The organism is Tenacibaculum xiamenense (assembly GCF_964513065.1).
Classification (GTDB): domain Bacteria; phylum Bacteroidota; class Bacteroidia; order Flavobacteriales; family Flavobacteriaceae; genus Polaribacter; species Polaribacter xiamenense.
Genome location: NZ_CAZEQU010000042.1, coordinates 690,397 through 715,537 on the forward strand (window position 1 = coordinate 690,397; position 25,141 = coordinate 715,537).

A 25,141-nucleotide genomic window follows, 5' to 3' on the forward strand; every position below is an offset into this window, starting at 1 on the left:
AATATCATAAAAATCAATTGCATGCTAGTGATATCATTATCCTGGTGAAATTATTTTTAACTGATGTTTCAAGTAATTTTAGGTGTTATTTTCTATAAACATAATTCTCTCCTCGACAGTTTGTTTGGGGAGTCGTTTGAGAGAAAATCCAAGATTTTCATAGGATTGAATGAGTAATAGTTGTAATTTTTCTGCTTCTTCAAAAGATTGCAAACGCTGTTCATCCTGAACATAAATGTCTTTCCAAAGGGGTAAGAGAAATACAGTAGTTTGATAAGCATTTTTATAATCAAAATTGAGAAATTTCTCAGATATAGGTAATTCTCTCAGTTTCAAATAAGCAATATTATCCGCTAAACCTCTATCAACAAAAGCAGGTGTTTGAATACGTGCATTTAATTCTTTTATAGTTTGCAGATAAACAGCATCCGTAAAAGCTTCAACATCTTGCCAAGGTGTTTTTGTTCCATTATTTTGTTGCTCGGAAACTATAATTCTTCTAGAAACCTCTTCGAAAGTGGTATACCCTTTCTTATTCAGAGCATTAATAAGTGTTGTTTTTCCGGTACCTGGAGCACCTGTGATTATATATCTTTTCATAAGAACAGTTTTAAGACAATAATTCCAGCAACACAAACAAACGTAGTTGTATGATTTATTTTGGCAACGGTTTTAAATTCTGAGTTGCCCAAAATTCTATCCTTAAACCCAATATAAGGTTTGTCCACTAACTGTCCATGATAATAATTAGGTCCTCCAAATCGACAATCCAATATAATTGCCAAAGCAGCTTCAGGGTATCCAGCATTTGGACTAGAGTGTTTTTTTCCTTCTGAAAATACTTCCTTAATTCTATGAATTTTACCTGTAACTATTATCATGAGTATAGCTGTGAGTCTGGAAGGAATGTAGTTGAAAACATCATCTAATTTGGCGGCAAACTTTCCAAAGTTTAGATAACGATCGTTTTTATAACCGATCATTGAGTCAAGAGTATTAATCATTTTATAAAGCATTGCACCAGGAACTCCTAGTATAGCATAATAAAATAGCGGTGCGATTACCCCATCGCTTAAATTTTCTGAAAGTGTTTCAAAAACAGCAGTTTTAATTTGCTGTTCGTTTAATTGACTTGTATCTCTTCCAACAATCCATGAAAGCCTTTTTCTACCTTGAATAATTCCTTTATCCAGCTCATCAAAAACGGCTTTGCCTTCCTGTATTAAGCTTTTATTAGCCAAGGCATAAAACAAAAAAATACTATTGAATGTAATATAAAGTATAGGATATGACGTAAAAAATGTGTTTATGCCATAAAAAAATAAGAATGTACCTAAACATAAAATTATTGTGAGTAAGGCTCCTTTAGCAAAACGAAAACTAGCTTTATTTAATATTTTTTCCCCAGTATAAATCAAATTTCCATAAAGACGAATCGGATGTGGTAACCATCTCGGATCTCCCAATATTAAATCTAAAATATAGGCGATGGGTAGTGGAAGTATACAAATTAAAATTTCCATTGTTTTAAAGCATTGATTAGTAGCTCATTTTTTTCAGGAGTTTGACTGGAAACTCTAATAAAATGCTCACTCAATGTCCTAAAGTTTGAAGCATTTCTTATTAATAATTGGTGGTTTTGGATTAAATAAGATTTCAATTCAGAAGCTTTGGGTTCGCTCAATTCAATTAAAAAGTAACTGGTATTTGTCGGAAGTACTTTAAACCCGTTTAGTTTACTAATAGCTTTTTTAAGCATTTCTGTAATTTTGAAACAGGTGTTGAAACTAGGTGTTAATTCCTCATAATGTTTAAATAGAAACTCGCCAGCCGAAAGAGCCATTGAGTTAATATTCCAGGGCATTTTATGTTTTAAAAGTTGAGAAACCAATGATGGATTTGCTAATATGTATCCCAAACGCAATCCTGGGATACAAAATAATTTGGTCAGCGATTTAATGAGAATAACATTCTTTCTTTTATCTAGTAATGATACACAAGATATATTACTGCTGGTAAATTCCGTATATGCCTCATCAATGATAAAAATTGTATCAGGGAATTTTGAAATTAGTGAGTCAAGTTCTTCCACTGAATTTTCGATACCATCAGGGTTATTAGGATTACAAATAAAGGCTAGTTGAGTATCGAATTGATGATTTAAAACATTGCTACGGTTTATAAATTTTATGTTCAGCTTGTTAGCAATAGATGCTTGTTCATATTCTGAAAAAGAAGGTGCGCAAATAGTAACACTTGATGAATGAAAAGTGTTTGCTACCAAGTAAAAAGCTTCGGTTGCACCATTAGTCACAATTGCAGAGTTGTTGGCTATGGAATGGTGCTTTTCTATTAAATGAACCAAATTTTCAGCACTCGGAGCGGGATAATTTTCTATAGAGTTTAATTGCTTTTCAAGGTGAGTTAGTAATTTCTCAGGAGCACCTTTATACCAAACATTTGAACTGAAGTTTGCTTTAAAGTTAATTCCGTCATATTTGTAAACGTCATCACCATGTCCGTAGTCTATCATAGCTTTATCTTTAATATGTCAAGTTTTCAATGATATACTGCATATTGAGGTTTTCCTCAAGATGGTGAGCTAATTTATTATAGTTTTCCTCTTTGTATGCTTGGTAATCAAATTCCTCACTAGGGTAGTCAATATTGAATTCATTCAAAAGATCGTCAACAATAGTACTATTATCAAAGATTCCATGAATATAGGTTCCCCAACAATTATTATTAATATAGCCTTCTGGTTTGTTATCAATAAAATTTAAAGGAAGTTGTTCTTCAAAATCAGTAACTCCCATATGTATTTCATATCCTGAACATAACTTGTCGTTGCCTTTAAAGGTAAATTGACACTGTTTTGTTGTTTTTTCAGAGGCTAATACGGTGTTGGCTGGAATTATACCCAATCCAGGAATGGTTTGAATATCATTTTCCACATTGTGCGGATCAGAGATAGAATGCCCTAACATTTGAAAACCACCACAAATACCAACCACTTTTTTATTTTGTTCGTGGGCCAATAAAATTTCCTGAGCAAGTGCTGAACTTCTTAAAAATTGCATATCGGCAATCGTGTTTTTACTACCAGGAATAATTATAATGTCCGCCTTTTTTAAATCTTCTTTTGAGCGTGTGTAAAAGAGATGCACACGTTTGTCTTTTTCAAGTCTATTGAAGTCGGTAAAATTCGAAATAAAAGGAAGTAAAACAACCGCAATATTAATTTTTCCTTGCGATATTTTTTTGTTTTTCTCTTCCAATCCTAAAGAGTCTTCTTCTTCAATATATATATCCTTAGCATAAGGAATAACACCTAAAACAGGAACTTTAGTGAGTTCTTCTATAAGCTTTTTGCCTTCTTCAAACAAAGAAATATCACCTCTAAATTTATTGATAATAATTCCTTTTATTAGTTTTTTTTCATTCTCATCAAGTAAGGCAATACTTCCATACACACTGGCAAAAACACCTCCACGATCAATATCTGCTATTAAGTATACCGAGGCATTAGCATATTGTGCCATGCGTAAATTAACAATATCACGATGTTTTAAATTTAACTCACTAATGCTTCCAGCTCCTTCTAAAACAACGGGTGAATATTGTGTGTTTAAATGATCAAAAGCCTTTTTAACCTCACTAAACAAATGCTGCTTATTGTTACCTAAAAAATAAGATCGAGCTGTTTGATCTCCTATTGGTTTTCCATGAAGAATAACTTGAGATTTATTTTTACCTGAGGGTTTTAACAAAACAGGATTCATGTCAGTTGTACAATCAATTTCTGCGGCTTCGGCCTGAACGGCTTGAGCTCGTCCAATCTCAAGACCATCTTTAGTTACATAACTATTTAAAGACATGTTTTGAGCTTTGAAGGGAGCAGGAGCAAACCCTTTTTGTTTTAAAATACGGCAAATACCAGTTACTATTATGCTTTTACCAACATCTGAACCAGTACCAACAAACATTAATGGACGTAGTTTTTTAGTCATACTAAGGCTTAGAATAAAAGAGCTAAAATACTATAAAGAGTAGGTTTTTAAAGACCGAATTTGAAAGTTTTTTGTTTAGTTCGCAGCCATTTTACTTGAAATATGTCTTTCTTAAATAAGCAAATTGTATAAAGAATACTAGGTTAAATTAATTGTAATTATTGTTTTAAGAATTTTTTAATTTCTAAAATAATGGTATACTTACAAACTGAAATCATGAAGTAACTGTTTATATTATAGATGAATAGAGAACATATAAATGATACACAGTTAACTCTTCAAATTAAAAAAGGTAATGAATTAGCTTTTAGACAACTGTTTAATAAGTATTATCAGGAATTGGTTAAACGCTCATATCAGTTGTTAAAAGATGAAGATGAAGCTAAAGATACAGCGCAAGAAGTATTCGTAGCTTTTTGGAATAATCGAATAAAATTACCTGAAAAAATGGAAGCGTTACCCTATTTAAAAAGAGCGGTTATTAACCGTAGCTTAAATAGAATTAAAGCAAAAAGTAGACGTAAGAATGTTGGAGAAGAAGCTCTTAATTATGTGGGTAGCACTGATGATTCACCTGAAACTTTTTATGAGGTAAACGAATTAGAAAAAATAGTTTACCAAGCAATAGATAGCATGCCTGAAAAATGCAGGCAGGTATTTATGTTATGCAGGATGGAAGATTTCTCTCATGATCAAATTTCGCAGAAGTTAAGAATATCAAAAAAAACGATTGAAACACAAATGCGTAGGGCTTTGCAAATAGTAAAACAGGCTATTTTAAAACATAAAAATTTAGGATTATTAATTTTTGCAGAACTTTTAAGGGTAGGCATGTTTTTAGTTGTTAATATATAGAATATGGATAATGATTTTTACATAGAATTGTTACAGAAGCAATTGTTCAATGAGCTTACTGAAGAAGAAAAGCAGCAATTAGAAGCATGGTTACAAGTCTCTGATGATAACAAACAATTGGCTAAAGATATTCAAAAAGCACTTGAAATAAGTGATTCTTATGGTAACCATATAGAGGTCGATATAAATAAAGATTTTAAAAAGGTTCAAGAAAAAATTAAGACCTCAAAAGAAAAGAAAACGAGTTTCTTCGGATCAAAAATGGTGTTCAAAGTCGCGGCATCATTACTTTTACTTATTAGCACTGTATTTGCTTGGTATTGGGTAAATAAATCTGAGTTGATTACTATAGTAGCCGATTATGATAATCAATCCGTAGTTCTACCAGATAGCTCGGTAGTTATTCTTAAAAAAGGAACAAGTTTAAAGTATGAAAGTGATTTTTTAAAAGACAGAAAGACTTCCTTGTTAGGAACAGCTTTTTTTAAGGTAAGGCATATAAATAACGAGGCTTTTGTTGTGAATTCTCCAACATACAAAACAGAGGTTTTGGGAACGCAGTTTTTGGTAGTTGATGATAATGTTGGGGTACCTATGGTACAACTTGCAGAAGGTAAAGTTGCTGTTACCCATATAGAATCCTTAAAGAAAGAAATATTGAAGCCGAAAGAGTTCGTGAAAATAGATAAGAAGAATAGTATTGAGAGGCTAACTGGTGTTGAAACAAAATCATATCAGTGGTTTGTAAGTGATCTTTCGTTTAAAAATACAGAGTTAACAGAAGTAATTTTTAAAATAGAAGTTTTGTTTAATACTAAAATCGAAATTTCTGAGAGAATTAATAAGTGTGCTTTTACAGGTGATTTATCAAATATGAAACTTGAAAATATTTTAGGCAATATTGCCCATTTATATAAAGGGGATGTGCAGGTAAATCAAAAAGGGTATAAAATTATAGGAGGTGAATGTCAATAGCTAAAAAGAAAAATATACTTATAGCTTTTTTTCTTTTTTTTAATGGATACTTTTTAAATGCACAGGAATTCAATAAAGTTTTATATTCTTTTGAATTTAAGAACAGACCCATAAGTGAAATCCTATATCATTTAGCAAAAACAACAGAACGCAAAATAATATTTAATCCTTCAATATTTAAAGGAGAATCATTTACAGGAAAGTTTGAAAATAGTTCTTTTAGTAAAATTTTATCTTCGATACTAAAAAACAAAAACATTACTCAATACGACGATAAAGGAGCCATTGTTTTAACGCTACCAAAATTAATAACTGTTTATGGATATGTAAAAAATATTGAGGATAGTCATCCTTTATCATATGTATCCATGTATTGTGAGAAAACCAAAGAAGTTTTTACAACAGATAGAGAAGGGTATTTTAATATTAAACTTCCCAAAGGGAAGTATCGTTTTTTAGTTCAGTACCTTGGAGTATTAAGTAAGAGAATAGAGATAGATTTTTCAGTTAATAACCAGAAAACAATTTATATTGATACTTCAGTTAAATTAAATGAAATAGTTGTAAAGAATCTAGATAAGAATTTCACTCTAAAAAACGATAAACATAATTTAAAACATAACGATCTTGTTCAACTTGCATTTAATACTCCAAATATTGGAGGAGGAAGTGATTTATTCCATGTTACTAGATCTATTGCCGGAATACAATCAGGGGCTGGAGGAATAGGAGGTTATTTTGTTAGAGGAAGTGATGATGATCAGAATTTGTTCCTATTGGATGGCGTTCCTATATATAACCCATACCATTCTTTAGGGTTATCTTCCATCTTTTTTCCGAAAAATGTAGCCTCATTTCGAATATATAAAAGTGGAATTCCCGCAGAGTACGGTGATCGCTCTTCGGCAGTTTTTGATGTGAAAACAAAAAGTGCCAGTTTACAAAAGAGTAGCTTTTCAGGAGAAATGAATACAGAAAACGCTCTTTTTACTCTTGAATCTCCTTTGGAAAAAGATAAATCTTCCATTTTCGTTTCTGGACGCTTTTCTACGTTCGACACCTATTATAATGATATATTAAAAAATACATTATTTCCGCGATCCGATCCTACGATGTCTAAATCATATTTCGATTTAACTTCAAAATTAAAATTTCAATTAGGGAAAAAAAGCGAACTTTCTTTTATGGCTTTTTTGAGTGAAGATAACATCTCTGCGTCTTATACCACTCAGGAAACAATTCCGGATGGAACTTCAAATTCAACACCTAAATATTATTGGAGAAACAAGGTGTATAGTTTACAATTTCAACATTTATGGTCGTCAGATCTGTTTTTAAAATCGAATTTATCACTCAATAATTATTATTCTAAAAATATAGGACTAGCAAAGAGAAGTGTTGACAATGTACTAAACGATTTTTTGTTTAGAGGAAAAGATTCTGATAACAATGATATACGTTTTAGTTCAGAGCTAAATATTTCCTCATCGAAATTGTTTAAAGTAAAATTAGGAGGCTCTGCCATTTGGCGAACAAATGATATTCGTATTTCGGAACTTCAAGAAAAATATGAAGAGAAATCTGAAGACGAATTACTAAATGAAGGAACCAAATTTGATTTTAGTTCTTTTAAAGGAGCATTATATGCTGAAAATACTACTCAAATGAAAAATTGGCTTATTCAAATAGGAGCGCGAAGTACCATTTTTAAAAGCGGAGAAAAAAGCTATTTTCATTTTCAGCCAAGACTTTACCTAGGATATCAAATAAGCCCTAAAATAGCTACGTCATTTGCAATAAATAATAACAGACAGTATTTACATGTAATTTCTTCTACCAATTTAACACTCCCAGATAATTTATGGATTCCATCAAACAAACACTTAAAACCTGAAAATACCTGGCATGCGAATGTTGATGTGAATTTTAAAATTAAAAAAGGGATTTATTTTAAAAATGACATTTTTTACAAGCATACAAGAAACAAAATATTTAAAGACCCATTTTATTTTTCTCAAGATATATTGCGAGACTTTACTCAGATAATTCAAGGTAAAGGTATTTCATATGGATTTGAAAACTCTCTATATATAAACAAGAAAAAATGGAGTATGCAATGCTCATATACATATAATAATTCAGAATTAACTTTTAATAATATCAATGAGTCAAAGCCATTTCAATTTCATTATAACAGAAAACATGAGTTTAAATTATTAGGAAATATAAAACTATCTCCCAAATTCAGTATTGGTTATAATGGATATTTTGGTTCAGCACATCCTATTATTAGAGTTCAAAATATTCCTGAATTTAATTTAATTGAAGGTTTACTTTTAGATCAAACAATGGTAAATAGAGAATTCAACGATCCCCAACATAGAATAGACCTTTCCTTTCAATACAATAGAAAAGGAAAGAGAACTGAACATAATATAAAGTTGAACCTTTATAATATTTATGCAAAAAAAGCACCTCTATTTTTATATACCGATGCTCAGGTAGATTTTACAAATTCACAATTTTCTGAAGGATTCGCACTTCCTTTTATTCCTTCAATTTCTTATTCAATCAAGTTGTTTTAGTTAAAAACTGTTTTTTGATTTTTTTAACATTTCCATAGTAAGGGAACATGTTTTTCGTGTTGTTAGTTAAGTGTAAAGGGGAAGTAATAAAGTAATTACTTCTTAATTCATTAACTATTTAAAATTATTAAACATGACAATTAAAAAAAGATTAGTTCTAGTATGCGCATTAATTTTAAGCGTAACATTCTTCACCTCTTGTAACGATGACGATAAAATTCAAGATAATCCGCCAAAAATTAGTGTTATAAAACCTGCTAACACAATTAATGTGAAACCCGAAGCAAGTTTTGATTTAGAGGTAAAGGTTACAGATGACGTTGAAATAAAATCTATTACCGCGGTAAACAAAGAGCTAGCAATTAGTCATTCAGTGACCAAGTTTACCAATAAAAAATCACATACTCTAAAAGTGAAGTTCAAGATAAAAAAAGATGCTAAAGAAAAGAGATACGGTATCCTTTTAACTGCAACAGATAGTAACAAAAGGGCGGCTAAAAAGGTAGTTTACATTAATGTGAAAAAATAAATGTCTCTCATATTATTGGTTTTTTTATTTCTCTTAATGAGGTTTCTAAAAGAAAAGAACCTCATTGTTAACAAATTAAACAAACAGTTGTAGAATGGTTAATTTTTGTTTAATTGATTAAGTTGAGGCTTACTTTTTAAAGTAAGCCTTTTTTAGAATTTATTATAAGGTAATTTGATGTATGCTTAATAATTTAAAGAAAATGATGTTGTTATTCAGTATTGGAATTTTGGTTTCATGTATTGAAAACAATAACATACCGTATAAAGATGTAGTTCTAGAAATAGATACAATATATGTTCCTGATCACTTTAAATTTGGAACAATTGATACCATCCATATTGCGTATTCATTGCCAGATGATTGTTCTGAATTTAGAAGCGTTTATTATCAATATCAAGATACAGCAAGGATTTTGGCAATTAATGCACTTATGTATGATCGAGCTATTTGTGTTACTTCAATATCTAATCGTGTTATTAAGTTTCCTATCGAAGTTTTTCAAATGGAAGCATTCGTGTTTAAACTTTGGAAGGGAGAAGGAGTGAATGGGGTAGGTATTTATCAAGAAATAGTAGTGCCTGTAGAATACTAAATAAAAAAGCTCCACCAAGGTGAAGCTTTTAATTATTAACTAACCAAAATCAATCTTTAATCCCCTAAATTGTTTCTGGACATGTATAACAACCTAGAAGTAATCTACCCTAACAAAAAAATAACCTTTTTTTAAACTTAAAAATAGGTGTGAGATTAAAGGTTTGGTTTTGAGTTCTATAATGATGAGTTGCTAATAGAAATTAACTTAGATTTAAAAGAAGGTAAGAGTATTTTTCCTATCTTTGCTATTAGAAATGAAGCGTTTTTTACTTAAAATAGTATCTTCTTTAATGGCATTAGTAGTTCTTTTCTCTACTATGTCGTTTACATATGATCTACACTTTTGTGGTGATACTTTAGTAGATATGGCGCTATTTTCAAAAGCAAAATCTTGTGGAATGGAAAAAGCAGTTGAACTTAAAACTGCTGATAACTGTTCTGTAAGTAAAAAAGGATGTTGTACGGATAAACAAGTATTTGTTGAAGGACAAAGTGAATTGAAACAGTCTTTTGATAATTTAACTTTTGAACAGCAACTTTTTGTTACGTCTTATGTATATGCTTACATAAATCTATTTGAGGTTTTACATAATAAAGTAATTCCTTTTAAAAATTACTCTCCACCTAATGTCGTAAAAGACATTCAATTGCTTGATGAGGTTTTCCTCATATGATATAAACAACAAACAACAGGAGTTTTATAGCTTATTATAAAACTAATAGGAGTGTTATTTACACTTATTGTTTATTGTTTAAATCATAAAAAATCATGCTAAACAAAAGCATTAAATTTTTAATAGAAAATAAATTGGTTGCAGTATTGTTGCTGGTCTTGTTTTTAGGCTGGGGACTTATTCATGCACCATTTCAATGGGATACAGGGTTCTTGCCTGCAAATCCCGTGGCAGTAGATGCCATCCCTGACATCGGAGAAAACCAACAAATTGTTTTTACAAAATGGGAAGGGCGTTCTCCTCAAGATGTCGAAGATCAAATTACATACCCGTTAACAACTACCTTGTTAGGTATTCCTGGAGTAAAAACGGTTCGTAGTTCATCAATGTTTGGTTTTTCAAGCATCTATATCATTTTTGAAGAAAATATTGAATTTTATTGGAGCCGATCTAGAATTTTAGAAAAGTTAAACTCTTTACCCTCAGGGTTATTACCCGAAAATGTGAATCCAACATTGGGACCAGATGCTACCGGATTAGGGCAAATATTTTGGTATACCCTCGAAGGTAGAGATGAAGATGGAAATGTGACTGGAGGTTGGGACTTACATGAATTGAGAAGTATTCAAGATTATTACGTTAAATATGCGTTGTCTTCTACTAGTGGGGTCTCCGAAGTGGCTTCTATTGGAGGGTATGTTCAAGAATACCAAATTGATGTAAACCCAGAGTTGATGCGTCAATATAATATAGGTTTGAATCAAGTTGTTAAAGCGGTAAAAGAAAGTAATGAAGATATAGGTGCGCAAACAACTGAAATTAATAATGCCGAATATTTAGTTAGAGGACTTGGTTATATAAAGTCTATTTCTGATATAGAAAATGCCGTTATTACATCTGAAGAATTCACATCAATTCGGATTAAAGACATAGCTAAAGTAGCATTGGGTGCAAAAACGCGACGAGGTATCTTAGATAAAGAAGGTGCTGAAGTGGTGGGCGGAGTTGTAGTAGCTAGGTATGGAGCAAATCCGTTAGAAGTAATTTCAAAAGTTAAAGAAAAAATTAACGAGGTAGCTGCTGGATTACCATCGAAAAAACTTAAAGATGGAAAAACCTCTCAGCTAACTATTGTTCCGTTTTATGATCGTACAGAATTGATTGAAGAAACATTATCTACTTTAAAAGAGGCATTAACTTTAGAAGTATTAATAACCATTTTGGTCATAATTGTAATGGTGTTTAATCTTAGAGCATCTGTTTTAATCTCAGGATTGTTACCTGTTGCTGTACTAATGGTATTTATTGCAATGAAAGCTTTTAATATAGAAGCAAATATAGTAGCCCTATCAGGAATTGCTATTGCTATAGGTACAATGGTAGATGTTGGAGTTATTTTATCTGAAAATATTATTCGACACTTAGAACAAAACGCTAATAAATATCCCATAAATGATGTAGTATACAATGCAACTATAGAGGTTTCTGGGGCAATAATAACTGCGGTAATGACTACAGTTATAAGTTTTATCCCAGTTTTTACCATGATAGGAGCTGAGGGGAAACTGTTTAAACCGTTGGCGTTTACAAAAACTTTTGCTTTAATAGCTGCTATTGTAGTAGCATTGTTTTTAATACCTCCATTTGCTGCCTCGATATTTAAAAATAAAGAAACAAGTAATAGAATTAAGTATTTGTTTAATGGAGTCCTAGTAGTAGTTGGGGGTGTTGGGCTTTTTTACGGACATTGGTTTTCGATTTTACTCATTGGATTTGGAGTAGTTGGAATTTTAATGTTGCTGAAAAAGATACCTACGAGAATTGGAGAGAAAATAAACATGCTATTATCCGTAATTGTAATTGTTGGTTTGTTAGCCCAACATTGGCAGCCACTCGGGGTAGAAAGAAATATCATGTTAAACTTCGTATTTGTAGCAGGAATTTGCTTTGGAATTTTAGGAATATTCAGTCTGTTTCAAAGATATTATCAAGTTATATTAAAGTGGGCTTTGGAAAATAAAATGGTATTCTTATCTATTCCTTTAACAGTTCTTGTTTGCGGTTTTTTAATTTTCAAAAACACAGGAAAAGAGTTTATGCCCTCATTGAACGAAGGATCGTTTTTATTAATGCCAACTTCAATGCCTCATTCTGGAGTAGAGGAAAACAAAAGAGTATTGCAACAGCTTGATATGGCAGTTGCTAATATACCAGAGATAAAAACAGTTGTAGGTAAAGCTGGTAGAACGGAATCTGCGTTGGATCCAGCCCCTATTTCAATGTACGAGAACGTCATATTGTATAAACCTGAATATATCCTGAACACACAAGGAAAACGCCAACGTTTTAAAGTCGATGATGAAGGGAAATATTTATTGAAAAATGGAAAGACGGTTGTAAATCCCAATTCAAAAAAGAAGGGAGACCAAGGTGTCATGTTCGCAGAAGTTGAACAAAAAGATTTAATAGAAGATGAGGACGGAGAATTTTATAGAAATTGGCGCCCGAGTATAAAATCTCCTGATGATATTTGGAACGAAATTGTGAAAGCAACCAAGCTTCCGGGAATAACTTCAGCACCAAAATTACAGCCTATTGAAACTCGTTTGGTAATGTTGCAAACAGGAATGCGTGCACCAATGGGAATTAAAGTTAAAGGGCAAGACTTAAAACAAATAGAATCTTTTGGGCTCGAACTCGAATCAATTTTAAAAGAGGTAAAGGGGGTTAAGAAAGAAGCTGTTTTCGCAGATAGAATAGTAGGAAAACCTTATTTATTAATTGATATCGACAGAGAAAAAATAGCTCGTTATGGAATTTCTATACAAGCTGTTCAAGAAGTACTTAAAGTAGCTGTAGGTGGAATGCAATTGACGCAAACGGTCGAGGGTAGAGAGCGATATGGAATTAGAGTTCGTTATCCAAGAGAGCTTCGTTCTAGTCCTGCAGATTTGCAGAATATATATATTCCTGTGTCAAAGAAAGGAGCAATTCCTCTTAGTGAAGTGGCTGAAATCCGTTATGAGCAAGGTCCACAGGTAATTAAAAGTGAAGACACATTTTTAGTTGGTTATGTTTTGTTTGATAAAATTTCAAATTTTGCCGAAGTAAATGTTGTTAATGCAGCTCAAAAAGCAATTCAATCAAAAATAGATTCGGGCGAATTGTCGGTGCCTAAAGGTATATCTTATCAATTCACAGGAACTTATGAAAACCAGTTAAGAGCGGAAAAAACATTATCGTTTGTGGTTCCATTGGCTTTATTGATTATTTTCTTAATTCTATATTTTCAATTCAGGTCTATTAGTACTTCACTTATGGTATTTACAGGTATCGCAGTGGCTTTCGCAGGAGGATTTATAATGATGTGGCTATATGGACAAGATTGGTTTTTAAACTTCAGCATTTTTGGAAAAAATTTAAGAGAGTTGTTTCAAATGCATCCTATTAATTTGAGTGTGGCTGTTTGGGTTGGTTTTATAGCTTTATTTGGAATAGCAACGGATGATGGTGTTGTAATGGCTACTTACTTGAAACAGTCATTTGAAAAAGAAACACCTAAAAGTATTCAGGCTATTCGAGAAGCTGCGTTATATGCAGGAAATAAAAGAATTAGAGCTTGTTTAATGACAACAGCGACCACCATTTTAGCTTTACTCCCAGTGCTTACATCAACAGGAAGGGGAAGCGATATCATGATTCCCATGGCTATACCAAGTTTTGGAGGAATGATCATTGATATTACATCTTATTTTATTGTTCCTGTACTGTATAGTTGGAGAGAGGAGCTGGCGTTTAAAAGTAGTAAGAAAAGCAAAATCAAAAGTTTATGAGAATGGAAGATGTTAAAAGAGTAATAGTTTGTTTGTGTTTACTATTTGCTGTAAAATTTCAGGCGCAGGATCTAAATACTTTAATTGAAGAGGCATTAGATAACAACCCTCAAATTCAGCAATTTGAAAAGAAATATAAGCGTGTCTTAGAACGAAAAGAAGAGGTAAATACCTTGCCCAATACTGAAATTGGTGCTGGAATATTTCTTAGTGAACCCGAAACTAGAACAGGAGCTCAAAGGTTTAAGATTTCCGCAAAGCAAATGTTGCCCTGGTTTGGAACAATTTCAGCAAGAGAAAATTATATTGAAAGTTTGTCGGAGGCCGATTATCAAGATGTTGTAATAGCAAAACGAAAATTGATTAATTCAGTTACCCAGCTGTATTACAAACTATATGGTCTTAATGCAAAACAAAAGGTACTTGAACAGAATAATAAGTTGTTAAAAACCTATGAGAAGCTGGCGTTAACCTCTCTTGAGGTGAACAAAGCTTCGGCAGTTGATGTACTTAAATTGCAAATACGCCAAAATGAAATAATTCAACAAAAAGAAATATTACAAGAACAATTTTTAGGAAAGCAGGCTTCTTTCAATAAGTTATTGAATAGAAGTTTTGATAAATCAATAGTAGTACCTGATACAATAAGAATAACCAACGAGTCATATAAGGTTAATAATGAGGTAATAGAAGTGCATCCAGAGTTATTAAAGTTCGATAAATTATATACTTCAGTAACCCAATCAGAACTTTTAAACAAGAAGGAGGAAAAACCATCTATAGGTTTTGGGATAGATTATATAAATGTAGGAGAAAGACCTAATATGAGTTTTGAAGATAATGGAAAGGATATTGTAATGCCAATGGTTTCATTATCTATTCCAATTTTTAATAAAAAGAATAAATCAATAAGTAAACAGAATAAATTAAAGCAAGAAGAAATAACATTTAAAAGAAAAGACAGAAAAAATGTTTTGGAAGCTACTTTGAAAAATGCCATTGCAGAGCAGAAAGCTGCGGTTATTTCATACACAACAAATGTGAAAAACTTGGATCAGGCAAGAAGTGCAGAGCATATTTTATTAAAGAGTTATGAAACGGGTACTATTGATTTTAATGATGTATTAGATATTCAGGAACTACAATTAAAGTTCCAAATGAATATAATAACATCTATAGTGAGTTATTATGAGGCAAGAAGTCTTATTAATTATTTAATTAAGTAGAAAGAATGAAACCGACATGTTTAACGTAATTATGAAATGATTATTTTAAATATTCGAGGTTACATATGACTATTGAAAAACGATTAAAAGTAAACACATGAAAAAATATTTAATATATATAGGATTGGTTCTTTTAGGTGTGATAATAGGAAAATTCCTTTTATCAACTTCCTTTAGCGAAGAGAACAATCATGAGCATGCAAATACTAAGGATGCTAAAACAGAGTTTTGGACTTGTTCAATGCATCCACAAATAAGACAAACCGAACCAGGTGATTGCCCAATTTGTGGAATGGATTTAATTCCAGCAGAGGCAGGAGAAGGAGGGTTATCTCCTAACCAATTTAAAATGACTAAAAATGCTATTGCACTCGCTAACGTTCAAACACTTGTCGTTGGAGGAGGTGAAAACCAAAATTCAGACGTATCACTTTCAGGCAAAATAGTTGAGAATGAAGAATTGAATACAATACAAGCGAGTTATTTTTCAGGAAGAATTGAGAGTTTAAAGGTTAGTTTTACTGGAGAACAAGTTTCAAAAGGACAATTGTTAGCAACAATTTATGCACCCGATTTAGTAAAGGCTCAACAGGAGCTTTTAACAGCTTCTTCACTAAAAGAATCACAACCATCTTTATATAAAGCTGTAAGAAGTAAATTGAAATTATGGAAACTGTCGGAAAATCAAATTAATCAGATAGAGAAATCAAAAAAAGTAAAAGAAAACTTTCCTGTTTACGCAACTGTTTCAGGAACCGTTTTGGAGAAGATGGTTGAGGTTGGCGATTATGTGAAACAAGGGCAGGGGTTGTTTAAAATGGCAAATTTAAATTCAGTTTGGGCAAATTTTGATGTCTATGAAAATCAAATTTCACTATTTAAAATTGGTCAAACAATACACGTAAAATCTAAAGCCTATAATGGAGAAACTGTTAAGGCAAAGGTGTCTTTTATTGACCCCGTGGTCGATCCTATTACAAGAGTTATAAAACTAAGAGTAAACTTGTTGAATAAGAATCAAAAGTTCAAACCAGGAATGTTTGTTACAGGGAAAGTTGAAAGCATAAGTAAAGATAAAAAAGAGAGCATTGTTATTCCAGCTTCTTCCGTATTATGGACAGGAAAACGTTCTATAGTATATGTTAAGGTAAAAAAGGAAGACCCAATTTTTGAGATGAGAGAAGTGATACTAGGAAATAAAACAGGAGATAATTATGTAATTCTTAAGGGAGTTTCCGAAGGTGATGAAGTAGTAACAAACGGAACTTTTACTATAGACGCATCAGCTCAACTACAAGGTAAGAAATCTATGATGAACCATAGTAAAATAATTCAGGAAGTTATTTCTGTACCCGAGGAGTTTAAAAAACAATTACAAACAAGTTACAATTCTTATATCGTGGTTAAAGATGCTTTGGTCGAGTCAAATAAGCTAAAAGCAAATGATGGGGCCAGAGACTTTAATTCAAATTTAAACAAAGTAAATATGAGTTTGTTAAATGATGATAAGGCTCATAAAAAATGGATGGAACTAATTAAGATCTTAAAATCTAGTGGAAAAAAAATAGAAACGGTTCAAACTATAGAAGAGCAAAGGACTCAATTTAAAATATTGTCGGATCATTTGATTTTAGCGGTAGAGGTTTTTGGAATAAGAGAAACAACATATAAACAATACTGTCCTATGGCAAATAGCGACAAAGGAGCCTATTGGTTAAGTAAAGAAAAACAAGTATTAAACCCTTATTTCGGAGATAAAATGTTGAAATGCGGGGAGGTAAAACAAGTAATAAATCATTAAACTATTAAATTATGAGAAAAATAGCAGTAAGTATAGCTTTAGCAGCATTAATCGGGTTTGTAAGTTGCAAAAACGAAGGGAAGAAAGATGCCGTTAAAACGGAACAAAATGAGATTGCCATGTCAAAAGCGTCTTTTGGTGTTAGAGGTAATTGTGGAATGTGTAAAAACACTATTGAAAAAGCGGCAAACGGAGTTGATGGTGTGGCAGAAGCTAGTTGGGACAAAAACAAAAAGCAAATTCATGTTACTTTCGATGAATCAAAAACAAATATTGATGCTGTACATGAGGCTATTGCAGCTTCAGGATATGATACTGATAAAGTATCAGGAAGTACTGAATCATATCAAAACTTACCAGGATGTTGTCAGTATGATCATGAAATGAAAATGAGTTTAAAGGAAGGAGAAACCCAAGAAACTCATTAAATTATTAAGTATTTAGAATAATGCTCATTTTTTTGAGCGTTATTCTTTTAATGTCAGTTTGTTAATTGCTAAAAAATAGTATTTTTGATAAGGGGATTTAACAACGTGATAATTGCTGATTACTAGGTGTTTGTGATTTAATAGATAGTTGTGTTAGCTTGAAATTTTGTTGTTAAAGCAAAAGGTAAACAGACGACATTAAAAGTATGGTACAATTAAAAAAAAGTTGCTTCATTTGGTTTTTTCTTTTCACAACAATAACCAGTTTATTTTCTCAGCATGATATATTTAAAAAAGCCGATTCTTTAAGGAAGATTAGCGGTATTAAAAAGCCATATTTAAATGAGTTGAAAAGAATATCAAAAATATTGGATTTCGATAAAAATGAAGAAGATGTTGTAAAATTACATGTGAAAATTTTGGAGTATTTTAAAGAAAGAAAATATAATGAAGATTCAATCTTAAAATACTTTAATAAAGGAAAACAACTTTCAAAAAAATACCAAAACAAAAATTACGGCTACAATTTTGATTATATGTGGGCCGATCATTTGGTTTCAAAAGGCAAGTATAAGGAAGCACTCATAGAGTTTCAGAGGTTAGAGAAAGTATTGAATGAAAAAGAACACGAATTCCTTCCTAACTTTTATGATGCCTATGCAAGATTACTGTATTATATTGGAGATTATGAAAAATCTTTTTCAATGTTGAAAAAGGAAGCCAGAATATTTGAAAAAGGGGATAGATATGAAAATATATGTGCTGTATATAATAATTTAGGAATATTGTATAAGGCAAGAAAACAAAAGGATTCAGCACTACATTATCACAGAAAAACACAAGAGCTTAACTTAAAACATAAAGATACAATTGGGGTAATAATGTCTTATAATAATATGGGACTAACTTATTACGAAAACAATGACTTATTTAAAGCTGAAAAATATTATCAAAAAGCATTTAACTATGCCCCAGGAAGAGTTACTACAAGCCTATTAAACAACTACGCCAGCTTACTTTTAGTAAAAGGGAATTATAAGAAAGCTGAAGAGTTTTTGACCGAAGTAAAACAAAAAGCAGAAACAAAAAGATTGCTCAAACATGCATTAGAACAGTTAGTAACACTTAACAAAATGCAAAAAAAATACAAAGAGGCTTTTGCTTATCAAGATGAGCTAAGTTTAGTTTCAGCTCAATTATTGGATGAAATAAAAGTTAAAGAATTAAATAAACTTCAGGTTATTCATGAAACTGAAAAAAAAGAACAACAAATTTTAGCTCTTCAAGAAAAAAATCAAGCTCAGCAAACGATAATTAAAAAGAATAAATTAATAGCAACTATTTTTTTGATAGCATTATTGCTGGTGTTGGTAATGTTTTTAATGTATCTCAGGAATAAAAATAATGTTGATAAACTGAATCACATTCAACTTCAACAAAGATTGTTAAGATCTCAGATGGATCCACATTTTATATTCAATGCTTTATCTAATATTCAAGCCAATATATTAAAGGAAGAAAATGACAAAGCCGTAAAGTATTTGGGAAAGTTTGCAAAGCTTCTACGATATAACTTAGAGAATACTAACTTAAATAAAGCCTTGTTTTCTAAAGAAATTCAGTCATTAGTAGACTATTTGGAGATGCAAAAATTAAGGCTTAACAACAATTTGGATTATAAGGTTGACATTGATGAAAATATTGAGCAAGATTTTACCAAAATACCAGCTATGATTATCCAACCCATTGTAGAGAATGCAATTGAACATGGTGTAGATGGGATTGAAAATCCTAAAATTAGTTTGAAGATTCATGATTTAGAGGATAAAGTAGAATGTGTTATAGAAGATAATGGAATAGGCTACACAGCTTCTATGAAAAAAGAGAAAAAGAAAAAGGAATCGTATGCGACTTCAATTATAAAAAAACGTTTAGATTTACTGTCAAAAAAAACTAAATTATCTTTTCATTTTTCTATTGAAGATGTAATTGAAAGAGAAAAAATAAAGGGGACAAAAGTAGTAATAACTCTACCAATTTTTGGTGCTGAGTAAAAAAAGGGAGGTTTTAAATGAGAACGATTATTGTTGATGATGAAAAGCAAATTAGAGATGGATTGAAGATTTTACTTTCTTCCATAGATGATATACAAATTGTTGGGGAAGCGTCTAATATAAAAGAAGCAATTGAAAAAATAAATGAGCTTAAGCCAGATTTGGTTCTATTAGATATTCAAATTAAGGACAAAACAGGTTTTGATATGCTTGATGAGTTAACTAGCCACAGCTTTAAGTTGATTTTTATTACAGCGTTCAATGAGTATGCAATAAAAGCTTTTAAGTATAATGCCTTCGATTATTTATTAAAACCAATAGACCCTGATGAACTCAATAATACGATTGAACGATTGAAAGAGCAGTCTTCCTTTGATAGTCGAAAACAAATGGAAGTATTTAAAGAAAACAAAGAACTCAATCGTATTGTTATTAAAACTACAGAGCAAATATATGTTTTAGATCTAGAGGAAATTGTTCATTGTAGAGCTGATCAAGGTTATACCCATTTTTATACAAAAAACAGAAAGCATATTTTAAGTTCAAAAACATTAAAAGAGTATAACGAAATGTTACCCAAAGAAAAGTTTATTAGAGTTCACCAGTCTCATTTGGTAAATTGGGAGTATGTTTCGTCTTATGAGAAAAAGGGGGAGTTAATTTTGAAAAATAGTGAGCGGATTCCAGTGTCGGTAAGGAGAAGACATATAGTGGCAGAGTTACTCAATTAATTTGAGTTTTCTATCCAATTATTTTTCGGGGTATAGCAAATATTTTTCGTGATTTTCATAGGTCTTAAAATAATCTGCCCCAACTCCAATACGCCTTGTTAAATTAAGCATTCCATATTGAGTTGGTCTAAAATCGAAAAAAACGTTACTAATTGAAGACCCTGAACTTTCTGTATCTTCTATAATTTCAAAAACTTGAAATCTGAATTTATGAATAGCAACATTTTTGTTGTAACAAACGTGAATTGGAACAAACCAGATAAAAGAGAACCATCCTACAAAAGCAATAATTAAAAGTTTTGGAAATAGTTGTATCCATTTCTTGGTTTCGGAAGCATTAATTATAGCTCTTATTGAACTAAATATAAGAACCATGCTGATAATAAAAAATATGAGTATGGGATTTTCCATAAAAAATGATTTAAAATTTGGTTATTGGTTAAAATGTTATTTAGATTAATTCTTAATTTCGGTACGAATGTATTGCAATTACAACTATGAACTAAAGAAAAATATACCAACGTTGCTTTTCATTTGATATTCGTTTCTTTATGAGAGCTAAATGAAAAAAAATGAGGAGAAAATCAGTGTTTAATGGTTTCATAGATGTTGTAACATTTTGGTCGAAATCAAAAAAATCCACATTACAAATAATTCCAATTGCATTTGTTGAGTTATATATTTACCTGAAGATGGGAAGTGTCTTCTCTCCCCCCAACAACTTCCCATCTGTACAACTATTTAGTTAAAAAACTAATAATTAAAAAAACTATTTGTGTTACGAAACAAAGATACAGTTGGTTTTGGAGGTTTTTTAAATGAACTATTATTCGTAAGAGTTTATCTCTTATGCGTTTTCGAGTATGAAATTTTTGAAAAAGGAATATGGGAAACAAAAAAAACAGAAGTATCTCTGTTTGCGAAACACTCCTGCTAAAAAACTAACCAAACTTCTAAAAATGAATAAACAATATTTAAAAATCTATAATAAAATTACAATTAAGTTCCCGACTCTCAGAAACTCTTAGTTAAAGTGTTCCGTTGTTTCGGTGAAAGTGTTGGATTGTTGAGGTAAGTGAAGTTGAAAATTGCATGGATTTTCAACAATTAAATGATAGAATATCCAATTCTAATAAATACATTATTTACTTGATGAATTTTGAAAATAAATATTTTGCTTTGTAAATGAGACTAACATACCATGAAGCATATTCATAAGATATCTCATCATTAGTATTGTTATGGATTATATTTTCAGCCATGCTCTTGCTTACCCATTTGTAAATCTCGGATTTAGAACTTTTCATGGACTGTTTAACAAGTACTAGATTTTGTTTTTTCATTATTTAGGGGTGTAAAATGAACGGTTCTTTTGAATTGAAGAACTTTTTTGAGAAGAATAATATTCAGTCGACTACAAACCAATAAAACCAAAAGTAAATTTATTTTAAGGCATTCGTTTCTGTATACTTTTTAGGTAAGTAGTGGTTGTGTTAAGACGAAGTGTAGGGGATAGTTCGGTGAATGAAAAAGGGGGTAAATAAAAAACAAAACCTCAAAGAAATACTTTGAGGTTTTACTTAGAAGGGTTTAGAGTGTTATTCGATATCACTATTAGCAAATAACATTCCAAAGATATATCAGTTAATACTGTTAGACAATAAGTAATAACCCTGAATTACAACTAATGGTTATCCCTTATTCAGAATTAATATTCCCTGATAAAAATCATGTTTTTTTAACAAAAAAAATGGCAATTGTGGTTTTTTTTTGTTGTTTTATGGTAGATTTATTAATGAGAAAAAGAAAAAAAACATTAATAAAAGGAAAAAGTATTCCGTTAACCCTTCTAAAAAAACAGAATACTTTTTAAATTAAACCTTACTTGTATTAAGTACTTCAAAGTAAAAAGAATTAAAAATTGTTTTCAAAAAAAATAGGTGATCGGTATCAAAACTACGTTATAAAGTTATAACTAATAGATAAAGAGTTATTTGTGGTAAAATAAAAAGAATCTATAAGCATTATAGATTCTTTTACTAACCAAACTTAGAAACACCATTAAATATGATATTTTATTATACTAAGTTGAAAAAATTAAAAGTATACTCTTTATTATAGCACAAAATAAAGTTTATAGTTTTCTGTTTTTCAGAAAAGATGTAAAAAAAGAAGTATTCTCTGGAAATACTTCTTTCTAAATTAAGCATAAATCTATGTTAACAAAACATCCCTACGTTGGTAAAAGTAGAGCTATGGTTAAATATTTTATTGAAAAAAAGTTTACATGATATATTAAAACGATGAAATTCTAATATGTTCCGATGAATGGATAATACGCTCGCAGAAAAAAGGTTCCACCTTACAGGAACCTTTTTATAGGTGTCATAATAAATTCCCGAACTTGAATTATAACAATTGCAATGTATACACAAAAACTGACATGTTAAATAAGTAGAATTGCTAAATATAAACCTAGTGATTTCCCTTAAGCGATATTGGTTATATCCCTGATAAGGAAGATGCTAAATTTTGAATTTATAATTAAGGTTCTTTTTTTATATGTTTATTGAACAGTATAAAACTGCATTTAATCAATAGAAAAAGATCATTGACCTAACATTAAAACCATAAAACTACTGGTTTTATATTTTCGGCACTTTAAAGTTTAACTTTAAGAGAGTAACAACATAAGGGAAGAGGTTTTTTAACTTCTTCTTTTTTTTATGGCTTTTCGTTAATCTATTTTATCCTTACATATTCCAATATTCATATCAATAACTTTTCTGTTTAAGAATTTAAATTTGACGTACAACGGATCGCAATTAAGAGTCGCAGACTTATTTGTTGGAAAATATTTAAACAAAAGATAAACAAATAACTGGATTTAAGAGCATTTTATCTATACATATTATACGAGTTAAAGAAAGAAATAGAGGTTGTTAAGTTTAAAATACCTAAATTTAAAAATGAAATATTATACGTTCGAACTTATATGAATTGGAGTTTTTTAAAGGAAATTGGAAAGTTAGAGGCTTTTGAGATTAGGAATAGTAGCATAGTGTTATGTTTAATAGCTCCAGGTTTATACTTATATTCAATCTTAATTTTTCATTTTAATCCAAGTGCAATAGAGATAACATATGCACGCGAAATTTTTACAATACTTTTTTTAATTATAGGAGTTCTTCCTTTAACGAAGAATAATCGAGTACTTAACTATTATGGTATTATAGTGTTCTTCCTGTTGTTTTCATTTCAACATTATCTGACGTATACTGTTGCTCTTAATAATTTTTCTGTTGATTACTTGTTAGGGACCTATATAGTTATGTTTGGTGGAATATTAATGCTTAATAATAGGTGGCTGATCATACTCTTCAGTACCTTTCAATTATTGCACATGACTTATAGAGTAACAACTAATAATGTTGATATTGTTACTGAAGGAGCTATCTTAATATCTATTACAACCATATTTATTTTTTCATTTATTATTCTAAATGGAGCTATGCATCATAGGAAAGGTCTTGAAGAAATGAACTCTCAACTGGAATCTAAGATAAAACAGCGAACAATAGACCTTGAAAATAGGGCTAAGGAGTTATATGAACGAAATAGAGACTTAGAGGAATTTGCTTATGTTGTTTCTCATGATCTAAAAAGACCCTTGCGTAATATTCATACTTTGGCGGAGTGGGTAACCTCCAAGGAACTTTTAGAAGAAAACTGTGTTGAAGAAGATTCAGAGATGCATGAGAATCTCTTTATTATAAAGGAGCAGGTAGTTCAAATGGATATGCTTATTAATGGTATTTTGAATTACTCACTGCAAATGGAGAAGGAGAAGGAGGTGAAAAAAGTAAATGTAGATTCTTTAGTGAGAAGAATAATTATGGTGAATAGTTCGGAGAACTGTAGTATTGAAGTAAAAAATAAACTTCCTGAGGTTTATTTTAACGAATCACAGTTATTACAGGTTTTCCAGAACTTAATTCAGAATGCAATTAAACATAATGATAAGGAAAAAGTTCATATTGTAGTTGATGTAGAAGAAAAGTTTAAAGATTATGTTTTTTCGATTTCAGATAATGGTCCAGGAATAGAGGAGAAGTACCATCAGAAGATATTTCAGTTATTCCAGAAGTTAGAATTACAAGCACATGTAGATTCTATAGGTATTGGATTGGCTTTGGTAAAGAAAATTATTGAGCGCAATGATGGAAAAGTATGGTTAGAAAGTAAAAAAGGCGAAGGAACTACGTTCTTTTTTATGGTTGCTAAGCCTTAAAATTATAAAAATACAGTATTGCAAGCTCCGTTAATTAGTCATTAACGGAGCTTTTTTATATCTATAATTACTGAATTCAATAAGGTATTATAATGGTTAATGAGATTATGGAGTTATCGCATTAAAAAAGTCTAAAAAAAGTTGATGTTATAACCCGTTGAAAATAAGCTTGTTTTAGGTTGGGTTAATTTAGTTTTAAAAATAGTTTAAAAAAAGTGTTGTTGGAATAAAAAATGGTTGTATGTTTGCAGCCGCTAACACGGAAACACAGACACAGCGTTAGCGAGTTCATTGAGGTTAGGGTTGGATTTGAAGATAAAATGAAGGTGAAAAAATAAGTTAAAAAAAGCTTGTTTAAATGATTTTAAAGTGAGTATCTTTGCAGTCCGATTTTAAACGAAAAGTTCATTGATTTGGTGTAGGGTTTTAAACGAAAAACGAAACAAAAAAAACTTTAAAAAAGTTTGTCAGTTTTAAAAGAGTTTATATCTTTGCATCCGCTTTCAGAAAGCGACACTATCACAGAAATTTTGGAATGATTTGTAATGAAAA

18 protein-coding genes are annotated in these 25,141 nt (G+C 30.7%); 13 read left to right on the forward strand and 5 right to left on the reverse strand.

Annotation, left to right across the window (positions count from 1 at the left end; genetic code table 11):
- Positions 1-78: 78 nt before the first annotated feature.
- From ACKTTV_RS22755 to ACKTTV_RS22770, 4 genes are read right to left on the reverse strand one after another with little or no spacing between them, the layout of a single operon-like run.
- Complete coding sequence (locus ACKTTV_RS22755; protein WP_408033175.1) at positions 79-600, reverse strand: AAA family ATPase; 522 nt, start codon at positions 598-600, stop codon at positions 79-81.
- Complete coding sequence (gene cbiB, locus ACKTTV_RS22760; protein ID WP_408033176.1) at positions 597-1,523, reverse strand: adenosylcobinamide-phosphate synthase CbiB; 927 nt, start codon at positions 1,521-1,523, stop codon at positions 597-599. Before cbiB ends, ACKTTV_RS22755 begins: the two co-directional genes overlap by 4 nt.
- A complete protein-coding gene (locus ACKTTV_RS22765) occupies positions 1,511-2,533 on the reverse strand; it encodes a pyridoxal phosphate-dependent aminotransferase (protein WP_408033177.1) in 1,023 nt (340 codons plus the stop codon). Before ACKTTV_RS22765 ends, cbiB begins: the two co-directional genes overlap by 13 nt.
- A 10-nt stretch (positions 2,534-2,543) precedes the next feature.
- Complete coding sequence (locus tag ACKTTV_RS22770) at positions 2,544-4,010, reverse strand: cobyric acid synthase (RefSeq protein ID WP_408033178.1); 1,467 nt, start codon at positions 4,008-4,010, stop codon at positions 2,544-2,546.
- A 240-nt stretch (positions 4,011-4,250) separates the two neighbouring features.
- Between ACKTTV_RS22770 and ACKTTV_RS22775 the strand changes: the two genes are divergently transcribed.
- From ACKTTV_RS22775 to ACKTTV_RS22830, 12 genes are all read left to right on the forward strand, one after another.
- Complete coding sequence (locus tag ACKTTV_RS22775; protein ID WP_408033179.1) at positions 4,251-4,865, forward strand: RNA polymerase sigma factor; 615 nt, start codon at positions 4,251-4,253, stop codon at positions 4,863-4,865.
- A gap of 3 nt (positions 4,866-4,868) precedes the next feature.
- Positions 4,869-5,840, forward strand: coding sequence for a FecR family protein (locus tag ACKTTV_RS22780; RefSeq protein ID WP_408033180.1), 972 nt, complete (start codon positions 4,869-4,871; stop codon positions 5,838-5,840).
- Positions 5,831-8,425 carry a carboxypeptidase-like regulatory domain-containing protein gene (locus ACKTTV_RS22785; protein ID WP_408033181.1) on the forward strand — a complete coding sequence of 865 codons (2,595 nt, stop codon included), beginning with the start codon at positions 5,831-5,833 and terminating at the stop codon, positions 8,423-8,425. Before ACKTTV_RS22780 ends, ACKTTV_RS22785 begins: the two co-directional genes overlap by 10 nt.
- 133 nt (positions 8,426-8,558) lie before the next feature.
- Positions 8,559-8,954, forward strand: a complete 396-nt coding sequence (locus ACKTTV_RS22790; RefSeq protein WP_408033182.1) for a hypothetical protein — start codon at positions 8,559-8,561, stop codon at positions 8,952-8,954.
- 181 nt (positions 8,955-9,135) lie between these two features.
- Positions 9,136-9,549: a hypothetical protein gene (locus ACKTTV_RS22795; protein WP_408033183.1), complete on the forward strand. Its 414-nt coding sequence runs from the start codon at positions 9,136-9,138 to the stop codon at positions 9,547-9,549.
- Between the two features lie 256 nt (positions 9,550-9,805).
- Positions 9,806-10,225, forward strand: coding sequence for an HYC_CC_PP family protein (locus tag ACKTTV_RS22800; RefSeq protein WP_408033184.1), 420 nt, complete (start codon positions 9,806-9,808; stop codon positions 10,223-10,225).
- Between the two features lie 95 nt (positions 10,226-10,320).
- Positions 10,321-14,058: an efflux RND transporter permease subunit gene (locus tag ACKTTV_RS22805; RefSeq protein ID WP_408033185.1), complete on the forward strand. Its 3,738-nt coding sequence runs from the start codon at positions 10,321-10,323 to the stop codon at positions 14,056-14,058.
- Between the two features lie 2 nt (positions 14,059-14,060).
- Complete coding sequence (locus ACKTTV_RS22810; protein ID WP_408033186.1) at positions 14,061-15,284, forward strand: TolC family protein; 1,224 nt, start codon at positions 14,061-14,063, stop codon at positions 15,282-15,284.
- A 97-nt stretch (positions 15,285-15,381) separates the two neighbouring features.
- Positions 15,382-17,085, forward strand: a complete 1,704-nt coding sequence (locus ACKTTV_RS22815) for an efflux RND transporter periplasmic adaptor subunit (RefSeq protein ID WP_408033187.1) — start codon at positions 15,382-15,384, stop codon at positions 17,083-17,085.
- A gap of 11 nt (positions 17,086-17,096) precedes the next feature.
- Positions 17,097-17,513: a heavy-metal-associated domain-containing protein gene (locus ACKTTV_RS22820; RefSeq protein ID WP_408033188.1), complete on the forward strand. Its 417-nt coding sequence runs from the start codon at positions 17,097-17,099 to the stop codon at positions 17,511-17,513.
- A gap of 206 nt (positions 17,514-17,719) precedes the next feature.
- Entirely contained in the window at positions 17,720-19,567 is a 1,848-nt protein-coding gene (locus ACKTTV_RS22825) for a tetratricopeptide repeat-containing sensor histidine kinase (RefSeq protein ID WP_408033189.1), read from the forward strand.
- 17 nt (positions 19,568-19,584) lie between these two features.
- On the forward strand, positions 19,585-20,298 hold the full coding sequence (locus ACKTTV_RS22830; RefSeq protein WP_408033190.1) for a LytR/AlgR family response regulator transcription factor: 714 nt from the start codon (positions 19,585-19,587) through the stop codon (positions 20,296-20,298).
- 18 nt (positions 20,299-20,316) lie between these two features.
- On the opposite strand, the gene ACKTTV_RS22835 is transcribed toward ACKTTV_RS22830, so the two are convergent.
- The gene (locus ACKTTV_RS22835) at positions 20,317-20,709 is read right to left on the reverse strand and encodes a hypothetical protein (RefSeq protein ID WP_408033191.1); all 393 of its coding nucleotides are present in this window, start codon (positions 20,707-20,709) and stop codon (positions 20,317-20,319) included.
- 2,584 nt (positions 20,710-23,293) lie between these two features.
- On the opposite strand from ACKTTV_RS22835, the gene ACKTTV_RS22840 reads away from it, so the two are divergent.
- Positions 23,294-24,589 carry an ATP-binding protein gene (locus tag ACKTTV_RS22840; RefSeq protein ID WP_408033192.1) on the forward strand — a complete coding sequence of 432 codons (1,296 nt, stop codon included), beginning with the start codon at positions 23,294-23,296 and terminating at the stop codon, positions 24,587-24,589.
- Positions 24,590-25,141 lie beyond the last annotated feature (552 nt).